At 70.7% G+C, this 22,109-nt stretch carries 22 protein-coding genes; 20 read left to right on the top strand and 2 right to left on the bottom strand.

The window, feature by feature from the left end; all coding sequences use genetic code 11:
* Nucleotides 1-32 precede the first annotated feature (32 nt).
* From CHB84_RS16020 to dprA, 16 genes are all read left to right on the top strand, one after another.
* Complete coding sequence (locus tag CHB84_RS16020; RefSeq protein WP_089302430.1) at nt 33-2,384, top strand: [protein-PII] uridylyltransferase; 2,352 nt, start codon at nt 33-35, stop codon at nt 2,382-2,384.
* A 466-nt stretch (nt 2,385-2,850) separates the two neighbouring features.
* Nucleotides 2,851-4,389 (top strand): signal recognition particle protein, encoded by a 1,539-nt coding sequence (gene ffh / locus CHB84_RS16015; RefSeq protein ID WP_089302429.1) that lies wholly within the window; start codon nt 2,851-2,853, stop codon nt 4,387-4,389.
* An 18-nt stretch (nt 4,390-4,407) separates the two neighbouring features.
* Nucleotides 4,408-5,535, top strand: a complete 1,128-nt coding sequence (locus CHB84_RS16010) for an amidohydrolase family protein (protein ID WP_089302428.1) — start codon at nt 4,408-4,410, stop codon at nt 5,533-5,535.
* A 74-nt stretch (nt 5,536-5,609) separates the two neighbouring features.
* Complete coding sequence (locus CHB84_RS16005; RefSeq protein ID WP_245818782.1) at nt 5,610-6,308, top strand: CPBP family intramembrane glutamic endopeptidase; 699 nt, start codon at nt 5,610-5,612, stop codon at nt 6,306-6,308.
* Nucleotides 6,308-7,054 (top strand): CPBP family intramembrane glutamic endopeptidase, encoded by a 747-nt coding sequence (locus CHB84_RS16000; RefSeq protein WP_089302426.1) that lies wholly within the window; start codon nt 6,308-6,310, stop codon nt 7,052-7,054. Before CHB84_RS16005 ends, CHB84_RS16000 begins: the two co-directional genes overlap by 1 nt.
* Nucleotides 7,055-7,385: 331 nt before the next feature.
* Nucleotides 7,386-7,886, top strand: coding sequence for a 30S ribosomal protein S16 (gene rpsP, locus CHB84_RS15995; protein ID WP_089302425.1), 501 nt, complete (start codon nt 7,386-7,388; stop codon nt 7,884-7,886).
* On the top strand, nt 7,883-8,122 hold the full coding sequence (locus CHB84_RS15990; protein WP_089302424.1) for an RNA-binding protein: 240 nt from the start codon (nt 7,883-7,885) through the stop codon (nt 8,120-8,122). Before rpsP ends, CHB84_RS15990 begins: the two co-directional genes overlap by 4 nt.
* 69 nt (nt 8,123-8,191) lie before the next feature.
* The gene (gene rimM, locus CHB84_RS15985; RefSeq protein ID WP_089302423.1) at nt 8,192-8,707 is read left to right on the top strand and encodes a ribosome maturation factor RimM; all 516 of its coding nucleotides are present in this window, start codon (nt 8,192-8,194) and stop codon (nt 8,705-8,707) included.
* 2 nt (nt 8,708-8,709) lie between these two features.
* Nucleotides 8,710-9,492: a tRNA (guanosine(37)-N1)-methyltransferase TrmD gene (trmD, locus tag CHB84_RS15980; RefSeq protein ID WP_089302422.1), complete on the top strand. Its 783-nt coding sequence runs from the start codon at nt 8,710-8,712 to the stop codon at nt 9,490-9,492.
* A gap of 334 nt (nt 9,493-9,826) precedes the next feature.
* Nucleotides 9,827-10,189 carry a 50S ribosomal protein L19 gene (gene rplS, locus CHB84_RS15975; protein ID WP_089302421.1) on the top strand — a complete coding sequence of 121 codons (363 nt, stop codon included), beginning with the start codon at nt 9,827-9,829 and terminating at the stop codon, nt 10,187-10,189.
* Between the two features lie 42 nt (nt 10,190-10,231).
* Entirely contained in the window at nt 10,232-11,023 is a 792-nt protein-coding gene (lepB, locus tag CHB84_RS15970) for a signal peptidase I (RefSeq protein ID WP_089302477.1), read from the top strand.
* A 12-nt stretch (nt 11,024-11,035) separates the two neighbouring features.
* Nucleotides 11,036-11,734, top strand: coding sequence for a ribonuclease HII (locus tag CHB84_RS15965; protein WP_245818778.1), 699 nt, complete (start codon nt 11,036-11,038; stop codon nt 11,732-11,734).
* Nucleotides 11,735-11,948: 214 nt separating this feature from the next.
* A complete protein-coding gene (locus CHB84_RS15960; protein ID WP_089302420.1) occupies nt 11,949-12,272 on the top strand; it encodes a DUF2469 domain-containing protein in 324 nt (107 codons plus the stop codon).
* A 173-nt stretch (nt 12,273-12,445) separates the two neighbouring features.
* A complete protein-coding gene (locus CHB84_RS15955; protein ID WP_089302419.1) occupies nt 12,446-12,802 on the top strand; it encodes a YraN family protein in 357 nt (118 codons plus the stop codon).
* A complete protein-coding gene (locus tag CHB84_RS15950; RefSeq protein WP_089302418.1) occupies nt 12,803-14,314 on the top strand; it encodes a YifB family Mg chelatase-like AAA ATPase in 1,512 nt (503 codons plus the stop codon).
* Nucleotides 14,314-15,462 carry a DNA-processing protein DprA gene (gene dprA, locus CHB84_RS15945; RefSeq protein ID WP_089302417.1) on the top strand — a complete coding sequence of 383 codons (1,149 nt, stop codon included), beginning with the start codon at nt 14,314-14,316 and terminating at the stop codon, nt 15,460-15,462. Before CHB84_RS15950 ends, dprA begins: the two co-directional genes overlap by 1 nt.
* An 11-nt stretch (nt 15,463-15,473) precedes the next feature.
* On the opposite strand, the gene CHB84_RS15940 is transcribed toward dprA, so the two are convergent.
* Nucleotides 15,474-15,836 carry a hypothetical protein gene (locus tag CHB84_RS15940; RefSeq protein WP_141134712.1) on the bottom strand — a complete coding sequence of 121 codons (363 nt, stop codon included), beginning with the start codon at nt 15,834-15,836 and terminating at the stop codon, nt 15,474-15,476.
* On the opposite strand from CHB84_RS15940, the gene CHB84_RS15935 reads away from it, so the two are divergent.
* From CHB84_RS15935 to CHB84_RS15920, 4 genes are all read left to right on the top strand, one after another.
* Nucleotides 15,826-16,089 carry a hypothetical protein gene (locus tag CHB84_RS15935; RefSeq protein ID WP_089302415.1) on the top strand — a complete coding sequence of 88 codons (264 nt, stop codon included), beginning with the start codon at nt 15,826-15,828 and terminating at the stop codon, nt 16,087-16,089. The genes CHB84_RS15940 and CHB84_RS15935 overlap by 11 nt on opposite strands.
* 125 nt (nt 16,090-16,214) lie before the next feature.
* Nucleotides 16,215-17,255 (top strand): tyrosine recombinase XerC, encoded by a 1,041-nt coding sequence (locus tag CHB84_RS15930; RefSeq protein WP_089302414.1) that lies wholly within the window; start codon nt 16,215-16,217, stop codon nt 17,253-17,255.
* Entirely contained in the window at nt 17,230-18,126 is an 897-nt protein-coding gene (locus CHB84_RS15925; protein ID WP_089302413.1) for a FliA/WhiG family RNA polymerase sigma factor, read from the top strand. Before CHB84_RS15930 ends, CHB84_RS15925 begins: the two co-directional genes overlap by 26 nt.
* Before the next feature lie 209 nt (nt 18,127-18,335).
* A complete protein-coding gene (locus tag CHB84_RS15920) occupies nt 18,336-21,023 on the top strand; it encodes a S8 family serine peptidase (protein ID WP_217898586.1) in 2,688 nt (895 codons plus the stop codon).
* Here CHB84_RS15920 and CHB84_RS15915 read toward each other — a convergent pair.
* On the bottom strand, nt 21,004-21,666 hold the full coding sequence (locus CHB84_RS15915) for a M23 family metallopeptidase (protein WP_217898584.1): 663 nt from the start codon (nt 21,664-21,666) through the stop codon (nt 21,004-21,006). The two genes, CHB84_RS15920 and CHB84_RS15915, sit on opposite strands and share 20 nt — an antisense overlap.
* Between the last annotated feature and the right edge of the window lie 443 nt (nt 21,667-22,109).

Below are 22,109 nucleotides of genomic sequence, written 5' to 3'. Positions count from 1 at the left end.
GCGGGTAACCGACCAGGCTCGAGAGGTGCACCGTGTCCGCATCCGAACTGCTGGTCGCGACCGACCGGCTCCTGTCGGGCGGGTACGGCGGCGAGCCGCACGGCCGTCCCGGCGCGGCCGCGCTGCGTGCCGGCCTCGTGGACCTCTACGAGTTCTGGTTGAGTCACCACGCGACCGCGGCCGGCGTGGGCATCGGCAACTCCGATGTCGCGCTGGTCGCGGTCGGCGGACTCGGGCGCCGCGAGCTCGTGCCGTTCTCCGACCTCGATCTCGTGCTCGTCCACGACGGCGGGCGTGGTGCGGCGAGCATCGCCGAGATCGCGGACGAGCTGTGGTACCCGCTCTGGGACGCCGGGCTGGGACTCGACCATTCCGTGCGCACGCCCGGTGAGGCCCTCGCTGTCGCGAACAACGACCTGCGCACCGCATTGGGGTTGCTGGACACCCGGCTGATCGCTGGTGACGCCGGGCTCGCGGAGCGGCTGGCCCGATCGGCGAGGCAGCAGTGGCAGCGAACCGCGCGCGTCCGGGTCGGCGAGCTCGCCGACGGGGTACGGCACCGCTGGCACACCGTGGGGGAGATCGGCGGGGTCACCGAGCCCGACCTCAAGCATGCCGGGGGAGGGCTGCGCGACATCGCCCTGCTGGACGCGCTCGCCGCGGCTCAGCTGGTGGACCGCTGCGGCGACGAGGTCCACGCGGCGAGGTCGCTGCTGCTCGACGTGCGTACCGAGCTGCGCAGGGAGCTGCGCAGGGACCGCGACGTGCTCGCGGCCGAGCACGCCGCGACGATCGCCCGTACGTTGGGCTTCGCGGACCGTTTCGCCCTCGCACGCGAGCTCTCCGCAGGTGGCCGGGCCGTACGCTACGCCCTTGACGTCGCGCTGCGCTCGAGCGCGCGCGCCGCGAGGCGTCCCCGCGGCTTCCGCGTACGGCGCACACCGCTCGCGGAGGGCGTCGTGCTGCACGACGGGGAGGTCGCTCTCGCCAAAGGCGCCGACCCGCGTGGCGACGAGGGCCTGTCGCTCCGTGTCGGGGTTGCCGCCGCGCGCGGACGGTACCCGATCTCGCAGGGCACCCTGCGGGTTCTCGCCGACTCCGCACCGGAGCCGCGCGCTCCGTGGCCCTCGGCGATGCGGTCCGACCTGGCCAGCCTGCTCGGCTCGGGAGAAGGCGTGCACGACGCCGTCGAGGCGCTGGATCGAGCGGGACTGTGGGGCAGGCTCTTTCCCGAATGGGGCGCGATTCGCGACCTGCAGCCCGCCGAGCCGGTGCACTCCTGGTCCGTGGACCGTCACCTGCTGGCCACCTGCGTGGCAGCCGCGAGCCTGTCGACGACGGTCTCGCGGCCCGACCTGCTGATGCTCGGCGCGCTGCTGCACGACATCGGCAAGGGGCGTAGCCGCGACCACTCGGTGCTCGGCGCGGACATCGCCGCGCGCATCGGGCACCGCATCGGGTTGGACCCCGCCGACCGCGACCGGGTGGCCGGGATGGTGCGCCATCACCTTCTGCTGCCGCACACGGCACTGCGCAGGGACATCAGCGAGCCCGCGACCGTGCACAGGGTGGTGCGCACGATCGGGTCCGACCCCGAACTGCTCGAGCTGCTGCACGCCTTGGCGCACGCGGACGCGCGCGCCACCACGGCCGGTGCGTGGTCGACATGGAAGGCCCGCCTGCTCGCGGACCTGGCGAGCCGGTGCAGGCAGGTCATGGCAGGCAAGCGGCTCACCCGTCCCGAACCGCTCGACGAGGGACAGCGGGCGCTCGCCGCGGAGGCGGCACGCAGCGGGGATGCCGGTGTGCGGGTGAGCACCGACGACGCTGTCGTCACCGTCGTCGCGGCAGCCGCCCGCGGTGCGGAGGTACTCGTGCCCGTCACCGGCGCGCTGGCTGTGCACTCCCTGAAGGTGCACGCGGCAGCTGTGCACTGGCACGCGGGCATCCCGGTGGGTGTGTTCACGGCGTCGCCACGGTTCGGTACGCCGCCCGACACCACGTTCCTCAGGGAGCAGGTCGTACGCGCCCTGCACGGCACGTTGCCGATCGCCGAGCGGCTGGCAGGCAAGGAGCGCGACTACCCGGAGCCGAGCGGGGCCCGGCCGGGCGTACGGGTGCAGTGGTTCGACGAGGACCTACCCCGGCAGGGCGCCGCGCTGCTGGAGTTGCGTGCCACCGACCGTATCGGGTTGCTGCACCGCATAGCCTGCGCACTGCGGGCGGCGGGAGCCGAGGTCGGCTGGCTTCGCGCGGAGACGTACGGGGCGTGGAGCGTCGACTCCTTCGCGCTGCGGCGCCGGGACGGCGCCCCCGACCACCAGTGGCGCCTGCGGGTGGAGCGTGAGGTCCACGCGGCACTGCGGGAGGGGCGAGATGCGTAGAACTACTCACCGGCTCCCAGGGGGATTCCCGCTGTGCGCGGCGGCGCGAGTCGGGCACTCTGGCAGGCGTCGCGCGGCGGGACAGCGAGCCGGGAGGCGTGACGCCAGGTACTGGGGGTTTGGCGACAGGCCCGGCTTGCGGGGAGGCGCGCGAGACCGCGTGTCAGAGGTCGGCTCGTTCGAGGGGGCGGGTCAACCTCTGACACGCTCGTAACCTCACCCCGCCCCGCGCGCCGCGTAGGCTCACGGGACACGTGCCGGTACGCGACACCGCGAGAGGCGTTCCCGGCACCCCGGCGCAGCGATCGGCCCGGTCCGGTGACGCCCGGTCACCTGCCGGCTCGAACGGCGTGCTCGATCCGGCCCTCGCACGAACCGGGAGCCGTCGGGATACTGTGGGGGTGGCTGGGTACCTCGCGGCCGAACGGTCCCGGCAGAGCAACCACGACCAGCTGGAGTGCGACCTGTGTTCGACACCCTCTCCGACCGCCTCACGTCGGTCCTGCAGAACCTGCGCAGCAAGGGCAAACTGACCGAAGCCGATATCGATGCGACGGCGCGCGAGATCCGCGTGGCGCTGCTGGAAGCCGACGTGGCACTGCCGGTGGTGCGCTCCTTCATCGGTCAGGTCAAGGAGCGGGCCAAGGGTGCCGAGGTCTCGCAGGCGCTGAACCCGGCGCAACAGGTCATCAAGATCGTCAATGACGAGCTCGTCGGCATCCTCGGCGGGGAGAGCCGCAGGCTCAACCTCGCCAAGAACCCGCCGTCCGTGATCATGCTCGCCGGCCTGCAAGGGTCCGGTAAGACCACGCTGGCGGGCAAGCTGGCGATGCATCTCAAGGGCAAGGGGCACACGCCACTGCTGGTCGCCTGCGACCTGCAGCGGCCGAACGCGGTGACGCAGCTGCAGGTCGTCGGCGAGCGTGCGGGCGTGCCGGTGTTCGCCCCGGAAGAGGGCAACGGGGTCGGGGACCCGGTTGACGTGGCGCGGCGCGGTGTCGACGAGGCGCGCGGCGCGCAGCACGACATCGTGATCGTCGACACCGCAGGGCGGCTGGGTGTCGACGAGGAGATGATGCGGCAGGCCTCCGACATCCGGGACGCCGTGCAGCCGGACGAGACCCTGTTCGTGGTCGACGCGATGACCGGTCAGGACGCCGTGACGACTGCGGAGGCGTTCCGCGACGGCGTCGGCTTCAGCGGTGTGGTGCTCACCAAGCTCGACGGCGACGCGCGTGGCGGTGCGGCACTGAGCGTTCGTGAGGTCACCGGGCAGCCGATCTTGTACGCGTCGAACGGTGAGAAGCTGGCGGACTTCGACGCGTTCCATCCGGACAGGATGGCCAGCCGGATCCTGGGCATGGGCGACATGCTCACGCTGATCGAGCAGGCTGAGCAGGCTTTCGACCAGGAGCAGGCCGAGCAGACCGCCGCGAAGATCGGCACCGGCGAGCTCACCCTCGAGGACTTCCTCGAGCAGATGTTGTCGGTGCGCAAGATGGGGCCGATCGGCAACCTGCTCGGCATGCTCCCCGGTGGCGGTCAGATGAAGGAGCAGCTCGCCGACTTCGACGACTCCCACCTGGACCGGCTCCAGGCGATCATCAGGGGCATGACGCCCGCCGAACGCGCGAACCCGAAGATCATCAACGCCTCGCGGCGGCTGCGTATCGCGAACGGGTCCGGCGTAGCGGTACGCGATGTCAATGACCTGGTCAACCGGTTCTTCGAAGCGCGCAAGATGATGGCCCAGATGGCGGGCAGTTTCGGCTTCGGAGGCGGCGCCGGCGGAAGCAAGAAGAACCGCAAGGGCAAGAAAGGCAAGAAGGGCAAGGGCCGTGGCCCCACGCCGCCCAAGGTCAAGGGCGGTATGCCGGGCGGGATGCCGATGCCACCTGCCGGTGGCGGCGAGAGCATGCCCGACATGTCCAAGCTCGGCGGCGGCATGAACGAGCTGCCCCCCGGTTTCGATCCGTCGAAGCTCAACCTGCCGAAGAAGAAGTAAGCGAGTGTTGCCCGCTTGATGACCGAGCCACAAGGGTCGAGCCAGGACGGTGCGGAGCCCTCGGAGCCTGCGCTGCACCTGCGCTGTGTCGTGCTGCCGGACGGCGACGAGCGTGACCTGTGGGTCCAGCACGGCAAGGTCTGGCATACCCCGGTCCCCGGAGCACGCACCATCGCCGAGTCCGGCTACGCGCTCCCTGGGCTGGTCGACGCGCACTGCCACCCTGGTATCGGTACGGGCGATACGACGGCCGCGACGCTCGGCGAGGCGCGCGAGCAGGCCATCGCCGACAGGGAAGGCGGTACGCTGCTGGTCCGCGACTGCGGCGTGCCGATGGACAACAGTCCCCTGCAGTCCCAACCGGACCTGCCGCGCATCATCCGTGCCGGCCGGCACATCGCACTGGCCAAGCGATACATCCCCGGCCTCGGTATCGAGCTGGACGATCCCGAGCTGCTCGGCCAAGCCGTCGCAGAGCAGGCCGCCGCCGGCGACGGGTGGGTCAAGCTCGTCGGCGACTGGATCGACAGGTCGGTCGGCGATCTCGCCCCGCTGTGGCCCGATGGTGTGCTGGCGGAAGCGGTCCGGGTGGCGCACGGCGCGGGCGCGCGGGTGACCGCGCACGTGTTCGGCGAGGATGCGCTACCCGGATTGCTCGAAGCGGGGGTGGACTGCCTCGAACACGCCACAGGCCTGCTGTCGGCAGGGCTCGTCGACGAGGCCGCGCGGCGCGGTGTCGCGGTCGTCCCGACCTTGATCAACATCGAGACCTTCCCGGCCATCGCGGACCAGGCACGCAAGTACCCGACCTACGCCTCCCACATGCGGGCGCTGCACGCGGGCGCAGGCGAGATGGTCCGGGCTGCGCTGGAGGCCGGCGTGCCGATCTACACGGGAACCGACGCGGGCGGGACGATCGCGCACGGCCGTATCGCCGACGAGATGGTGGCGTTACGCGACGCCGGGATGCCCGACGAGCGGGTGCTGGGGGCCGCGTCCTGGAGCGCGCGGGAGTGGCTCGGGTACCACCGGCTCGACGACGGGACCGAGGCCGACCTGCTCGTGTTCGATCGTGACCCCCGCGCCGACGTCGGCGTGGTGCGCACACCGGCCCGCGTGGTACTCCGGGGCACGGTTGTCCGGTGAGTACACCTACGGGGGACGGCGAGCCGGGGCGGCGGGAGCCGACCGAGGCGCGGGCGCCCGCAGGCGACGGTCTCGTGCTCGGTACGCACTGGGGCCTGCTGGCGCTGTTCATCGGGCTGGGCGGGTACCACCTCGCCGGCCTGCTCGTGGGGCTGGCGGTGACCGGAGCCGAACCGGGCGTCGGGCCGCTGACCGTGCCCGAGCTCGGACCGGTGCTCCTGCTCGCCTTCGTGCCGAACCTGCTTCTCGGTGTCGGGCCCCTGCTCGGCTCCCGGCTCTGGGGGCAGGGGCCGCGCTCCGACTACGCGCTGCTGCCGAACTGGCGTGATGTGCAGATCGGCGTCGCCTGCGGTGGCTTCGCCCTGCTCGCCGGTTACCTGATCAACCTGGTCACGATCACTGTCTACGGGTCGGACGAGTTCACGGACAGCCCGCTGCACGGGCTCGCCGAAGGGCTGGGGGACGACCTGGTGTGGCTGCTGGTGTTCGCGGGCGCACTGGTGATCGTGGCCCCGCTCACCGAGGAGCTGCTCGTACGGGGCGCGTTGTGGAACGCGCTCGCGCACTACCGGGTGCCTGCCTGGGCCATCGTGGTGCTCAGCGCCGTACTGTTCGCGTACCTGCACGCCGAGCCCGCGCGAACTCTCGCGCTGTTCGGGCAGGGTGTCGCGATCGGCCTCGCGCGTTACGTCACCGGTCGCCTCGGCGCGAGCGTGGTCGCGCATGGTACGAACAACCTCCCACCCGCGATCCTGCTGTTCCTGGTGTCCTGATGGCGTCGGTGCAGGTGCGAACAGAGTCGCTGCCGAGCCCTCGTTGGGGGTTCGGCGCGTTCTTGCTGGTGGAGGCAGTGCTGCTGACCACAGCGGCCTTCGTCTCCGCGCTGCTGGGGTCGTCGTCGGATGGGGCGAGCATCCCGACCCGGCACGTGCTGATCGGGACCATCACGCCGACCCTCGTCGCGGTGGCCGTCGCGTTACTCGTCACGGTGGTGCGCGGTAACGGCCCCGTCCGGGACCTCTCACTCCAACCGCGCTGGGACGACGTCAAGACAGGCCTGCGGTTCGGTGCGCTCGGTCTGGTGATCACCACGCTCGGCGTCGCCGTGTGGACCCGGTTCGTCGGCGAGGACGACGCGCAGTCGGCGATCGGCGCGCTGGTGGCCGACCGGCCGCTGTCGGTGTATGCCGCGCTGACCGTGTTCTTCTACCTGTGGCTGGTCGGCCCCATCTGTGAAGAGATCATCTTCCGTGGCCTGCTGTGGAGCGCCATCGAGCGCCTGCAGTGGAAGACGATGCTGTGGGGCAGGTTCGCCGCGTTCGTGATCTCCACGGCGGTGTTCGCCGTCAGCCACCTGGAACCGCTGCGGACCACGCTGTTGCTGGTGATCGCCATCCCGATCGGGCTAGCCAGGTTGGTGACAGGGCGGTTGCTCGCCAGCATCATCGCGCACCAGGTCAACAACTTCTTCCCGGCTCTGGCGATCCTGCTGACCGCACTGGGCGTGCTGCAGCTGTAGGGACGGACGGTGCGGGGCTCGGATGCCCGAGGGTGGTCGACGAGGACGGGGACGACGTCTGGCACAATGAATCCTTGCCTGCCTCGACCGGGCCCTCTCACCGTGTCGAGGTTCTGATGAACACAGCCTTCCGGCTGCGGCGTCCGCCCCCCACTCGGATGGCGCGTGGCCGACCACGATCGAACGGACAGATGCAAGGAGGGTTATTCACGAACAGGCGGGTGGTGCTGCCGACCCGCTGTCACTGAGTCCAGCGGGAACCGTACGCGTCCCCGCCCTGCCCAGTCGTGAATGACTCGACTTCGGTTAACACACAAGGAGTTCCACACCCGTGGCCGTCAAGATCAAACTGCAGCGTCTCGGCAAGATCCGTGCGCCCTACTACCGGGTCATCGTGGCCGACGCCCGCACTCGCAGGGATGGCAGGGCCATCGAAACGATCGGGAAGTATCACCCGAAGGACGAGCCGAGCCTGATCGAGGTCGACTCCGAGCGCGCGCAGTACTGGCTCGGCGTCGGCGCGCAGCCGACGGAGCCGGTCCAGCGTCTGCTCCGCGTCACCGGTGACTGGCAGAAGTTCAAGGGCCTGCCCGGTGCCGAAGGTAGGCTGAAGGCCGCCGAGCCCAAGCCGAGCAAGGAAGAGCTGTTCAACAAGGCGCTCGCCGAGGCCGATGGCGAGCCCACCGCGGAGGCGGGCACGTCGAAGAAGAAGGGCGGCAAGAAGTCCGCCAAGTCGGAGGAGTCCGAGGGCGGCGCTTCCGCCACGGCCGATAACGCGGCCGCAGGCGACGGAGCGACCGGTCAGGACGCCGCTACCGAGGACGGGGCGTGAGCTTTCTCGCGGACTCCCTCGAGCACCTCGTTCGCGGCATCGTCGAACATCCCGATGAGGTGCGGGTCGAGCTGGTCACGAACCGGCGCGGACGTACGCTGGAAGTGCACGTGCATCCCGATGACCTTGGCAAGGTCATCGGTCGTGGCGGGCGCACGGCTACGGCGTTGCGGACCGTGATGGGCGGGGTCGGTGGTCGCGGCGTGCGCGTGGACGTGATCGACACGGATCGGTGACCCCGCGTCCGGGTACCCATCCCGTCGCGTAGCTGCGGGGGAGCGGGCGCAGCCCCAGGAAGGTGAGGCGTGGACGTCGTCGTCGGGCGGGTGGCCAAGGCACACGGCATCCGCGGCGAGCTCGTTGTCGATGTGCGTACCGACGCGCCGGACGAACGGTTCGCGGACGAGGCCGGGCTCACCGCGCGAGGCAAGGACGAACCGTCCACCGCGCTGACCGTGCGGAGCAGCCGGTGGCACGGTAACCGGCTGCTGGTCCGATTCGACCAGGTCAGTACGCGGGAGGACGCCGAGGCGCTGCGTGGCTGCCTGCTCGTCGTCGACACCGCCGAGCTGCCGCCTGCCGAGGACCCGGAAGAGTTCTACGATCACGAGCTGATCGGCCTGCGTGCCGAACGCGTCGACGGCACGCCCGTCGGTCCCGTTCGGGACGTGGCGCACGGTCCGGCCGGTGATCTGCTCGTGCTCGACGTGGATGGCCACGAGGTGCTCGTCCCGTTCGTACGCGCGATCGTGCCGACGGTGGACGTCGAGGGGGGCAGGCTGGTGCTGGACCCCCGGAAGGCCTTCTGGAGTAACCCGTAACGATGCGCATCGACGTCATCACGATCTTCCCGGAGTACCTCCAGCCGTTGCGTGCCGCGCTGCTCGGGAAGGCCGTCGAGCGGGGTCTGATCAACCTCGGCGTGCACGACCTGCGGGACTGGACGCACGATGTGCACCGCGCAGTGGACGACGCGCCCTACGGCGGCGGCCCGGGCATGGTGATGAAGCCGCAGGTGTGGGGTGAGGCACTGGATGCCGTCGCACCGCAGGCGGAGGGTGACGAGCCAGGGACGAAGCCCCGCCCTCGTCTCGTGGTGCCGACCCCGGCCGGGCGCCCGTTCACCCAGCGATGCGCGCAGGAGTACGCGGCGGAGGAACACCTGATTTTCGCGTGTGGCCGCTACGAAGGCATCGACCAGCGCGTCATCGACGATGCCGCGCGCAGGATGCCGGTTGACGAGGTCTCCGTCGGGGACTACGTGCTGGTGGGCGGCGAGGCCGCCGTGCTGGTGATCGTGGAGGCGTTCGCGCGGCTGCTGCCCGGGGTGCTCGGTAACCCGACCTCGGCCGCGCAGGACTCGTTCTCCACGGCCCTGGACGGTTTGCTCGAAGGCCCGAGCTATACCCGGCCCGAGGTATGGCGCGACCTCTCCGTTCCGGAGGTGCTGCTGTCCGGTAACCACGCACTCGTGGACCGGTGGCGCAGGGACCAGGCGTTGGTTCGAACCTTCCACCGCCGTCCGGACCTGGTGGACCGCCTGCCGGAGGATGCGCTCGACGAGCGGGACCGAGCACTGCTCGAGTCGCTGCGGGCGGACCGGTGAGGTGCCGGTCCGCGGCACGCGGCGACGGTGACCTCCCCCGGGTGCGCCGGTGGGAGTGGGATCTGTAATACTGGCACCGTCGGCGTGATCGCGCGGTGCGCGCGACATGTCGCGGTAATTCTCCAGGCCGGGTGAGTTGTCACGACCCAGCTGGCAGGAGTCGCCCAGCGTCACGCTGCACGGTGACTCACGCCGTAGAGCGGGGGTGGGGCGGTCTTCACGGCGGCAGCGAGCGAGTACGGCTCGACCGCATGCCGAGGCCCCGCGTCGGACACCGCGTCCCACGCGCCTGGATGTAGGCAAGCCATACGATGAACGAGGACGGACCAAGACGATGAACACCCTGGACGCTCTTGACGCCGAGTCGCTGCGTTCCGACATCCCGTACTTCCGGGCAGGCGACACGTTGAAGGTTCACGTCCGCGTCATTGAGGGCACCCGGGAGCGGAACCAGGTCTTCCAGGGTGTGGTGATCCGCCGCCAGGGTGGCGGCGTCCGCGAGACGTTCACCGTGCGCAAGGTGTCGTTCGGTGTCGGCGTGGAGCGGACGTTCCCGCTGCACTCACCGAACATCGCCAAGATCGAGGTGGCCAAGCGCGGGGTGGTCCGGCGCGCCAAGCTCTACTACCTGCGCAACCTTCGCGGTAAGAAGGCGCGTATCCCGGAGCGTCGGGAGTCGGCCGTCGCGCGTTCCTGACGCGCCTGGTCGAGAACCGGTTCTGGCCCCGTGGTCAAGCCCGTGCCTGCGAGTGGATCCGGCGACAGTCCCGAGCACCGGGGACGGTTCGACGGGGAGTCAGCCTCCGGGCAGGCGCCGCGTAGGGGCGGCGCGCACCGCAAACGTAAGCCGGAGAAGCAGCGTTCCTTCTGGAAAGAGCTGCCCATTCTCATCCTCGTCGCTCTCGTCCTGACGTTCACCATCCAGCATTTCGTGGCGCGGGTGTACATGATCCCGTCCGGCTCGATGCAGACGACGTTGCACGGGTGTCCCGGCTGTACGCCGGACCGTGTGCTGGTCGACAAGCTCGTGTACAACTTCACCGACCCGGAGCCGGGTGATGTGGTGGTGTTCCACGGGCCACGGGCCTGGACCGAGACCGATGCTCCGGTTGCGGAGCCCGCGAACCCGGTGGCAGGGTTCCTGCAGCAGCTCGGCGCCGTCGTGGGCATGGCGCCACCGGACGAGCGGGACTTCGTCAAGCGCATCATCGCCGAGGGTGGTCAGACGGTGGAGTGCTGCGACGAGCAGAACCGCGTTCTGGTCGACGGGGAGCCGCTCGACGAGCCGTACCTGCACTGGGAACCGGGCCGGGAACGTGAGCAGCGGTCCTTCGGCCCGGTCGACGTGCCGGAGGACTCGCTGTGGATGATGGGTGACAACCGCAACAACTCCAGCGACTCGCGGATCCAGGGCGGTGGTGGTGAGCAGGGTGCCGTTCCGGAGGATCATGTCGTCGGCAAGGCGCGTGTGATCGTCCTACCCCCCGGTCGTTGGGGTAGTGTCAGCGACTTCAACCCGCAGCACGACTAGGAGCCCGCTGTGGTGAAGGGCACCACATCGAGCGGCAGGCCGTACCGGGACACGCTGCGGCCCGGCCGCGTGCCGATCCGGCGGGACTCGGGTACCTGGGGTGTACAGCGAGCGCTCGCGCGACGCGGCTTCGGCCCCGTCGCCGGCGTGGACGAGGCCGGGCGCGGGGCATGTGCGGGTCCGCTGGTCATCGCGGCGTGCGCGCTGCCTGCACGGCCGGAACCGGGACTGGATGAGCTGACCGACTCCAAGCGCCTGAGCGAGGCCGCGCGGGAACGCCTGTACGACGAGATCATCGCGGTGGCCGCGGCGTATGCCGTGGTGGTGATCGGCCCGGACGAGATCGACGCCGACGGTGTGCACGCCGCGAACATCAGCGGCATGCGCAGGGCGGCCGCACGGCTCGAGCCACATCCCGGCTATGTGCTGACCGACGGGTTCCGGGTCGACGGCCTCGCCGCGCCGAGCGTTCCGGTGATCAAGGGAGATCAGGCAGCGGCCTGCGTGGCGGCCGCGTCCGTGCTGGCCAAGGTGACCAGGGATCGGATAATGGTGGAGCTGCACACGAGGTATCCGATGTACGGGTTCGCCACCCACAAGGGGTACAGCACGGCCGAACACGCCAGAACGCTGACCGAGTACGGGCCGAGCGAGGTGCACAGGTGGTCCTACGCCAACGTCGCGGCGGCCGCGCGCCCCGGGGCAGGGTAGTGGGCACGGTCCGTGTCCATCGCCGGCGTGGCCGGGCATCCGGGGGCATACGACCCTCGCCCTGTTCGAGTGGTGGCGGTGTGGTGAAGAATGGACATGAGTATTGGTGACGCGGCCGTCACGAGTACCCTACGAGCATTCGCCGGTGAGCGGTGACGCGAACTGCGCGGACAGGCGTGACGCAGCTGGACAGCCGAGGAGGGACGCCACCCGGATGAGCGCGGAAGACCTCGAGAAGTACGAGACGGAGATGGAGCTGTCGCTGTACCGCGAGTACCGCGACATCGTCGGCCAGTTCGCTTACGTCGTGGAGACCGAGCGGCGCTTCTACCTGGCCAACGCGGTGGATGTCCAGGTGCGCGACGCGGGCGGCGAGGTCTACTTCGAAGTGGCGATGTCCGACGCGTGGGTATGGGACATGTACCGGCCGGCACGGTTCGTCAAGAACGTTCGGGTCATCACCTTCAAGGACGTCAACGTCGAGGAGCTGGACAAGCCCGACCTCAAGCTGCCTGACGACGGTCCCTTCGCAGGCTGAATGACGCTTTCAGTCCGTCTTGTGGACTGAAAGCGTCATTCAGCCTTCCGTATCGAGTTGTCCACCGGTGTGGGTTTGTCCACAGCCGCCACGGAACGTACTGGTGCCCCACCCGAGGCGCACGGCAGTGTCGTCCCGGAACTGGTCGTGCGGGACTCGAGGGGGCGGCAACGGTGGGCGGCCGGAACGAGCTGGGACGTGACGGTGAGGAGCTGGCCCAGCAGTACCTGGAGTCGTGCGGCATCGTCGTGCTCGAACGCAACTGGCGATGCCGTGAGGGCGAGCTGGACATCATCGCGACGGATGGCGTGAGCCTGATCGTCTGCGAGGTCAAGACACGGTCGGGGACCGGGTACGGCCAGCCGGCCGAGGCGGTGAGCGCCGCGAAGGTCGCACGTATCCGCAGGCTGGCGTACCGCTGGCTGTCCATCTACCGCGTGCGGTGGGTGCCGGTCCGGTTCGACGTACTCGCGATCGTCTGGCGTGCGGGCGACAGCCCGGGCATCCGGCACATCGAGGGGGCGTTCTAGATGCCCCTCGGTCGCGCCTGGTCGATCGCGCTGCTCGGCCTGCGCGGCACGGTCGTGGAGGTCGAGGCGGACATCGGCGCGGGCCTGCCGGGGACGAAGCTGCTCGGTCTACCGGACCCGGGCTTGCGTGAGGCGAAGGACCGCGTGCGTGCCGCGGTGCGCAACTCCGGAAACTCCTGGCCGGACAAGCAGGTCACACTCGGCCTGTCCCCGGCCAACCTGCCGAAGGTCGGGTCGGCCTACGACCTGGCGATCGCCGTCGCCACGCTGGTGGCCGCGGGCGTGGTACCCGGCTCCGGGCTGGCCGGGACCACGCTGCTCGGCGAGCTGGCCCTCGACGGGCGGATCCGGCATGTGCGCGGGGTGCTGCCGAGCCTGCTCGCTGCGCGGGAAGCCGGGATGACCCGAGCCGTCGTGCCTGTGGAGTCACTCGCCGAAGGCGGGCTCGTCCCCGGAATGCAGGTGCACGGGGCCGCAGAGTTGACCGAGGTGCTCGACTGGCTACGCGCGGACCGCGAGCTTCACACGGCCCCCGAGGCTGCGGCGCAGGCTCCGGACGATGTCGGGGACCTCGCCGATGTGGTCGGCCAGCCCGAGGCGCGTTACGCGCTGGAGGTCGCCGCTGCCGGCGGGCACCACCTGCTGCTGATCGGCCCGCCCGGTGTCGGCAAGAGCATGCTCGCGCACCGCTTACCAGGGCTGCTGCCGCTGCTGGACGACGACGAGGCGCTCGAGGCCACCGCGGTGCGCTCGGTGGACGGCTCGTTGCCGCCCGGAGCCCCGCTGATCCGTGTGCCGCCCCTGGTGGCGCCGCATCACTCGACCTCGGTGGCCGCGCTGATCGGTGGAGGTAGTGGCATCGCGGCGCCGGGGGCCATCAGCAGGGCACACCGAGGGGTACTGCTGCTCGACGAGGCTTGCGAGTACGGGGCGGAGCGTCTCGAGTCGTTGCGTACCGCGCTGGAGGAGGGGGAGGTGCGGTTGGCTCGCTCACGCGGCGCGGTGACCTACCCGGCCCGCTTCCAGCTCGTGCTGGCGACCAATCCGTGCCCGTGTGCCCCGGCTCGCGAGTCGGAATGCTCGTGCTCGCCCGCGGTGCGCAGGAGCTATCTCGGCAAGCTCTCCGGGCCGCTGCTCGACAGGGTGGATATCCAGGTCCGTATGCGCCCGGTCACGGCGATGGATGCACACGCGGGGTCGACCGTGGACAGTACCGAGGTGGTGCGCGGGCGCGTACTGCGGGCGCGCGAGCGGGCGTTGCGGCGATGGTCGGAGCAAGGCTGGCGGACCAACGCCGAGGTACCCGGACCGGCGTTGCGGCAGGAGTTCGCGCTACCGGCGACGGTGACCGCGGTGCTCGATCGTGCTCTGGAGCGCAGCGCGGTGACGGCGCGGGGGGCGGACAGGTGCCTGCGGTTGGCGTGGACGCTCGCCGACCTGGCCGCGCGGGATCGCCCCGAACCAGAGGACGTCGCCGCGGCACTGGAGTTTCGGGACAGGAGGGCGGTGTGATGGGCGGCGCGGCCGATGACCGGGTGCGGGCGGCGCGCGCGTACCTGCTGGGGGTCGCCGAGCCTCCCGCGCCTGCGTTGACGCGCCTGGTGACCGAGCAGGGAGCCGTCGCCGCGGCCGAGCGTGTGCAGCGGGGCGACGTCCCTGGCGAGGTCGCCGAGCTGACGCGAGCACGCGCGCACCGGACCGTGAGCCCCGCCGAGCTGGATCGGGCGCGGGAAGCGGGAATGCGGCTGATCGTGCCGGAGGACGAGGAGTGGCCGGCGTGGCCGTTACTGAGCCTCGAGGTGGCCGCGGGCCGCGGTGTAGCGGGGATGCTCAGCCCGCTCGGTCTGTGGGCGTGCGGGCAGGCCTCGCTGGAGCGGACCGTCCGGCAGGCCGTCACGATCGTGGGTGCGCGCGCCGCCACCGGGTACGGCGAGCACACCGCCGCGGACTGGGCGTACACGCTCGCCGCGCGGGGTGTCACGATCGTCTCCGGCGCCGCGTACGGCGTCGATGCCGCAGCGCATCGCGGCGCACTGGCGAGTACGGGCGCCACGGTCGCGGTGCTGGGGTGCGGGGTCGACGCCGGCTATCCGGCCGGTCACGACGCGATGCTGCGCCGGATCGCCGAGCGTGGGCTCGTGCTCAGCGAGTACCCACCGGGAACGCGCCCTGCACGCCACCGCTTCCTGGTACGCAACCGGCTGCTCGCGGCGCTGACCGCAGGCACCGTGGTGGTGGAGGCCGACCTGCGCAGCGGCGCCCGCAACACCGCGAGCACGGCGACCTCGCTCGGCAAGTCCGTGATGGCCGTACCGGGGCCGGTCACGTCGCGCATGTCGCGCGGCTGTCACGAGCTGGTTCGCTCCGCAGGTGCCACGCTTGTCGCCTCGGCAGCGGAGGTGGCCGAGGAGGTCGGCACGTTCGGGGTGGACCTCGAGCAGCGCCCTGCCGAACAGGGGCGCGAGCTCGACGGCTTGTCCCGCACAGCCGGGCGGGTCTACGACGCGCTGGACGCCCGCAGCGGCCGATCGGCCGAGCAGCTCGCTACGGAGGCCGGACTCCCTGTCGGCACGACGCGTGCGGTGCTCTGCGAGCTCGAGCTGGACGGGCTCAGCCTGCGGTGCGAGGACGGGTGGCTGCGCGGCCGGTCCGTGCGCTGACAGCCGCAGCGTCAGATCTCGTCCTCGAGTTCCTCGAAGGATGCCATGACCTCGGCGATCACCGGTTCCGTCTGCTCACGCTCCGAGGGGACCGTCCAGCCGACGACGTCGTAGTAGGCGTGCTCGCCGTGCACGAGGACCCACCACATGACCTGGTTGACGCCTCCGCTGCTTGCGGTGACCTCGAAACGGACGGCGGGCAGGTCGTCGGCGGTCACGTCGCTGACGTCGTCGATCGTGGACTCGCCGAACTCGTCGCTGCGCAACCAGTCCTCGGTCAGCGAAACGTAGTCGTCGAAGCCCGTGTAGTCCTCCTGCGGGTAGGTGAACACCTCCACCGAGGCACTGACGAGGGGCTCGCCGATGGCGATCACCGCCTCCGCGTCCCGCAACTCGTCCGGAACCTCGGTCCAGTACCCGAACCCGGACCTGGCTCGAGCCGTCGCTGGCCACCACGGTGTCCGGCAGCAGCTCACCCGGCTCGTCCGGGCGCTCGTCGGTATCGCCGGGGGAGGCGGGCGGGTCCGTCGCGGCAGGGGAGGTCGGCAGCGTCGTCGCGGGGACCGCATCGCCGGCAAGGCGGTCCGGTCCGGTGGCAGCACGGAGAGCGAGCAACCCGATCAGTAGCAGGCAGCAGACAAGGGCGAGCACCGCGACCCATGGTCCGCGTCGCGGCCCGCTCGGGCGCGAGTCGGCTGTGACGGTGTGGCGATCCTTGACCCGCGGCTCTCGCTCGCGCAGCGTTTGCCATCATGCGAGCCTCATCGTCCGACCGGGTGTCCACGCGCGCGCTCCGCGCGGCGTTGCCGGGTACGTGCGCGCGAGTCGTGGACGGCTTCGAACGCCATCTTCGCGGCGAGCGCGGGCTGTCCGAGCACACCGTGCGGGCCTACACTGGGGACGTGATCTCGCTGATCGCGCACCTGCACGGCGTCGATCAGTCCGCTCCACCCGAGGGTGGCCCCGCCGAGGACGCCGACCTGGCCGGCCTCGATATCACCGAGCTGCGCGGCTGGCTCGCGTGGCAGCATGCGGCCGGGGCCGGTCGGACGACCCTGGCCAGGCGGGCCGCCGCGGCGCGCACGTTCACCGCGTGGGCGTATCGCAGCGGCTACCTCCCCTCCGACCCGGGACTGCGGTTGGCTTCCCCCCAGGTTCACCGCACACTTCCGGGAGTGCTCAGTCCGGCGCAGGCGAGCGCGGCCATGCGGGCAGGCGACTCGCGGGGCACCGACGGCGGTGGGCACGGCGACGGGGTTACCGGCGAGGGGGCCGACGCGCTGACGCTGCGTGACCGCGCCGTCGTCGAGCTGCTCTACGCGACCGGGGTGCGGGTATCCGAGCTGTGCGCCATCGATCTCGGTGACGTGAACGTGACCGACCAGCTGGTCCGGGTGTTCGGCAAGGGGCGCAAGGAACGCATGGTGCCGTTCGGCCGCCCGGCAGCGCGTGCCCTTCGCGAGTGGCTGTCCAGGGGACGCCCCGCGTTGGCGCCCGCGGGTGAGGGTGACCGGCAACAGGCGCTCTTCCTCGGTGCGCGGGGCGGCAGGCTCAACCCGCGCACGGCACGCCGCGTGGTGCACGAGGCCGTCGCGCCGGTCGAGGGAGCCGTGGACATGGGACCGCACGGCCTGCGCCACTCCGCGGCGACCCACCTGCTCGAAGGCGGTGCCGACCTTCGTAGCGTTCAGGAGTTACTCGGTCACGCTACGCTAGCGACCACACAGCTCTACACTCATGTCACAGTCGAGCGGTTGAAGGCGATCCATGATCGAACGCACCCCAGAGCCTGACAGGGACACCGGGGGCAGTGTGGTGAGCTCGGTCGCGAGTTCGGACCGTAACTCCGAGCCTGCGAGCGGGACCGAGTCGGACCGGACCACGGCGGCGCAGGACGATCACCACGGCCCCGACGGTGTCGACGCGCTGTGGCGCGAGTTCGCGCGCGCACCGTGCCAGAGCGTGCGCGAGCGTCTCGTGCTGCACTACGCCCCGCTGGTCAAGTACGTCGCCGGGCGTGTAGGCACCGGGCTGCCCACCCATGTCGATGTCGGTGATCTCGTGCAGTCGGGGATATTCGGGCTGGTCGACGCCATCGAGAAGTTCGACCCCGACAAGGGGCTGAAGTTCGAGACGTACGCGATGCAGCGGATCCGCGGCGCGATCCTGGACGATCTGCGCTCGCAGGACTGGGTTCCACGCGCGGTCAGGAGCAGGGCACGGGCGGTGGAGCGCGCGCTCGAACGTCTCGGGGCCCGCCTCCATCGCACCCCGACCGACGCCGAGCTGGCGCACGAGCTGGAGATCTCGGTCGCCGAGTTGCGCGATCTCTACGGGCAGCTGCAGCTGACCAGCGTGGTGGCGCTGGAAGGGTTGGTCGGGGGCAACAGGGGCGACGGCCCGATCGCCGAGACGATCGCGGACGACGACGCGATCGACCCGGTTTCGGTGCTTGTGGACCGGGACAACCGCAAGCAGCTCGCCGATGCGATCGCGCAGCTGGCCGAACGGGACCGCATCATCGTCAGCCTGTACTACTTCGAGAGCCTGACCCTTGCCGAGATCGGTCGCGTGCTCGGCGTGACCGAGTCACGCGTGAGCCAGCTGCACACGCGCGCCGTGCTGCGGCTGCGCGCGAAGCTCACCGAGCAAGCTAACGCCTAAGGTTGTCAGCTGTTCGGGTGACGAATCGGCTGGTCGGCGTATTGCCATCCCACGGGCTCTGATCGAAGATCACGGGCGACCCGCGCCGACGACCCGGATGACGCTACTGGTGTAGAAACGTCCCGGATGTGTGAGAACCGCTACTGGGGGCGAAGTGTGTCGACAACCGCGTCCCGGCGCGCGAGCTTCGGTGGAAGGGACGTGATGTTGTGACGGTGTTATCGCACCGTAGGAGGCCGGCGGCCCTTGCGGCCCTTGCCATGGCGTTCGGCACGATCGCTGTTCCGGCGGGCGCCAGTGACAGCGCGGACATCGCGCCGGTCCACCCGGCGCCCGCTGCGGAGGACGACGGTGCCTTGACGCATGAGGCGCAGGGGCTGTGGTTCGTCGAGCTGGAAAGCGCGCCACGTGCGGAAGGGACGGCGCGGTCCCAGCTCAGCAGCGAGCGAGCGCGGTTCCGTGACAACGCTCGCGAGCACGACGTGAGGTTCCACGAGCGGATGCAGTTCGACTCGCTGTGGAACGGGTTGTCGGTGGAGCTCGACGCCGGCGAGCTGGCCAAGATGCGAGAGGTACCCGGTGTCGAGGCGCTCTACCCTGTGGAGCGCGTAGCCATCCCGGAGACGGCCGACGCCGACCCGGAGATGTCGGCCGCGCTCGGCATGACCGGCGCCGACATCGCGCAGTCCGAGCTCGGTCTTACCGGGGACGGGCTACGGGTCGCCGTGATGGACACCGGTGTCGACTACACCCATCCCGACCTGGGTGGTCCCGGCTCCCTCCCGACCGAACGGGTCGTGGCCGGATGGGACTTCGTCGGCGACGAGTTCGACGCCAACCACCCCGATACGCTGGAGCCCGAGCCCGACCCCGACCCCATGGACTGCCACGGGCACGGCACGCACGTCTCCGGGATCGTCGGCGCCGACGGCGAGGTTACCGGGGTGGCCCCGGGCGTCGAGTTCGGTGCATACAAGGTGTTCGGCTGCGAGGGAAGCACGACGGCGGACGTCATGATCGCCGCGATGGAGCGCGCGCTCGACGACGACATGGACGTGCTGAACATGAGTATCGGCTCGGCCTTCTCGTGGCCGCAGTACCCCACGGCGCAAGCAGCCGACGCCCTCGTCGACGAGGGCATGGTCGTGGTTTCCTCGATCGGCAACAGCGGCGCCAACGGCGTGTACTCGGCGAGCGCGCCCGGCCTCGGCGCCGACGTCATCGGCGTGGCCGCCTACGAAAACGTGCGCATCACGGTGAACACGTTCGATGCCAACCCCGGTGGGGAGCCGGTGCCGTACATGCCGATGTCCGAGGCGCCCGAGCCGCCGACGGAGGGCACGTCGGCGGAGCTCACCGACGTGGGGAGGGCCTGCGTCGACTCCGAAGGCGACGAGCTCGACAGCGATCCCGAGGGCAAGGTCGCGCTGATCGAGCGCGGCGCGTGCACCTTCGACGAGAAGTACGCCGCCGCGATGGCGGCGGACGCCGAGGGCGTGGTGATCTACAACAACGTCAGCGGGATGTTCGCAGGCGGCGGTATCAGCGACCGTGGCGGGTTCGCGATCGGTATCCCCGACACCGGTGGAGCGCACCTGCGTGAGCTGCTGGCCGGTGCCGAGCCGGTGACGCTGACCTGGAGCGATGAGCAGACCGAGGTTCCCAACCCGAACGGCGGGCTGATCAGCTCGTTCAGCTCGTACGGGTTGTCACCCGACCTGGACCTCAAACCGGACATCGGGGCGCCGGGTGGGCTGATCCGCTCGACCTACCCGATGGACCGTGGCCAGTACGCGACGGTGAGCGGCACGTCGATGTCCTCGCCGCACGTGGCCGGTGGTGTCGCGCTGCTACTCGAGTCCGAGCCCTCGCTCGCAGCCTCCGAGGTGCGTGGCCTGTTGCAGAACAACGCCGATCCGGCGCCGTGGTGGGGCAACCCCGACCTGGGGCTGCTGGACAACGTGCACCGGCAGGGCGCGGGCATGCTCGACGTTCCTGGAGCGGTGCAGGCGACGACCACGGTGACTCCTGGCAAGCTCTCGCTCGGTGAGAGCGGTCCCGGTGCGCAGCGGCAGAAGCTGCGCATCACCAACAGCGGCAGCGAGCCGGTGACCTACGAGCTGGATCACACGCCTGCGCTGGGTACACACGGCAGCACGGTCGAGCCGTCGTTCAACGACGCCTTCGCGGAGGTGTCGTTCCGGCGGGACACCGTTACCGTCCCGCCGGGCCGGTCGGTCAACGCGCTGCTGCGCATCACCCCTCCCGGGGACGAGGTCGAGAACCTGCAGTACGGCGGCTACATCGAGGTGACCGCCGCCGGCGGGCAGGACGGTGCGGGGACCACCAGGGTGCCCTATGCCGGTTATGCCGGTGACTACCAGGCGATCGAGGTGATGCCCCCGCTCGAGGAGGTCGACGAGGACGGCGAGGTGGTCGAGCACGACGTTCCGTGGCTGACCACGGTCACCGAGTGCGAGGTCTTCATCGGTCACGAGTGCGTGGAGGGCGGCGAGTTCGAGAACCAGCCGGACGGCGCGACGTACTCCATGGAGACGGTGGACGGGTTGCCCGACATCCCGTACATACTGGTGCACTTCCGCCACCAGGTGGAGAAGCTCGAGATGGTGGTGCGCGACGCCGACACGGGCACGCCGGTGTACCCGATCGCAGACAAGGCCGTGGATCTCGAACACGTCGAGCGGAACGCGTCGAGCACGTCCTACTTCACGTACCCGTGGGACGGCACGGTGAGCGGCATGTTCGGCTGGTCGTGGCCGGTGCCGGACGGCGACTACCGCATCGAGGTCCGGGCGCTGCAGGCACTCGGTGACCGGTGGAACGACGAGCACTGGGAGACGTGGACGTCCCCGGTGATCACGCTGGACCGCGGCTGAGGAGCGCTCCCCGCTCGGCGGCCGTGGTCGCGCGCGGACGGACCGTGCGCGACCACGGCCGTGGGCGTGTCCGGGGACCGGGCCCGTCCGGGGCTCCCGGTGTGGCGGCGGGCGGCACCGGCTTCAGGCGCAGCGGCCCCACCCCGAGCGCGGCCAGCGGGTCCAGGTACTCCTCGCCGCGGCGCAGGCCCCAGTGCAGGCAGCTCGGCACCACGCACCCGGGATGCCCGGCGACGACGGTGGCGATGCGCTGGCCGGCGCGCACCCGGTCGCCCTCGGCCACCCGTGGTGTGACCGGCTCGTACGTCGTGCGCAGCTGCCCGTGGTCGACCGAAACGACGCCTCGCCCGGCGAGCCGGTCCGCGTAGACGACAGTGCCGTCCCGCGCGGCGCGTACCGGCTGCCCGTGCCCGCCTTCCAGATCGACCCCGCGATGACCCGGGCAGTAACGGCACTCGGGTCGCTCGAACGGCCGGACAACGCGCGGCCGCGGGCGCAGTGGCCAGCCGAACCCGGTGCCGGCCTCGGACGGCGCGTGCTCCGGCACCGGCGGTTCGGGGGCGGTCACCGACCGCGCTGCGGGCACAGCCAGCAGCGGTGCCGCCACACAGACCGCCAGGACCAGGGTGAGAACGGGACGCACGCGGTTATCGTGGCGCACCCGGCGACGGTGGTGCGTACTCGGCGCCGGATCCGTGGAGCGCCGCCGGTGCTGTGTACAACTCGCTCCGCGAGCCCGTGACCCGAACCCGCGGCTCGAGTCCGTACCTCGAGCCTGTGACTCGAGCCTGTGACCGGGAACGCGCTACGGAGCCCGCACACCGCACGATCCCGGCGGCGCGTACACTGACTCCCGCAGCCCGCCACAGGTGGGTTGACTTCGCGTGCGCGTGCACGGCGGTGCGTTTTCCGGGCGCCGCGGCACCGTGGCGAGTCCGCGCTGAGGGGCGCGGCCTCCGCCTGGTGCGACGCTATTCGGAGCATGACCGCCGACGGCCACCCGCGGTTCCCCTCCGGTATGGCCAGGGGTCGGGTAGCCGGCAGCGCACCAGGGCGGTCGAGCGCGCTCGGCCGCGGCAAACCGAC

The organism is Haloechinothrix alba (assembly GCF_900188115.1).
Classification (GTDB): Bacteria; Actinomycetota; Actinomycetes; order Mycobacteriales; family Pseudonocardiaceae; genus Haloechinothrix; species Haloechinothrix alba.
Note: the sequence above shows the minus strand (reverse complement) of the source record. Positions and strands in the feature narration are given on the sequence as shown.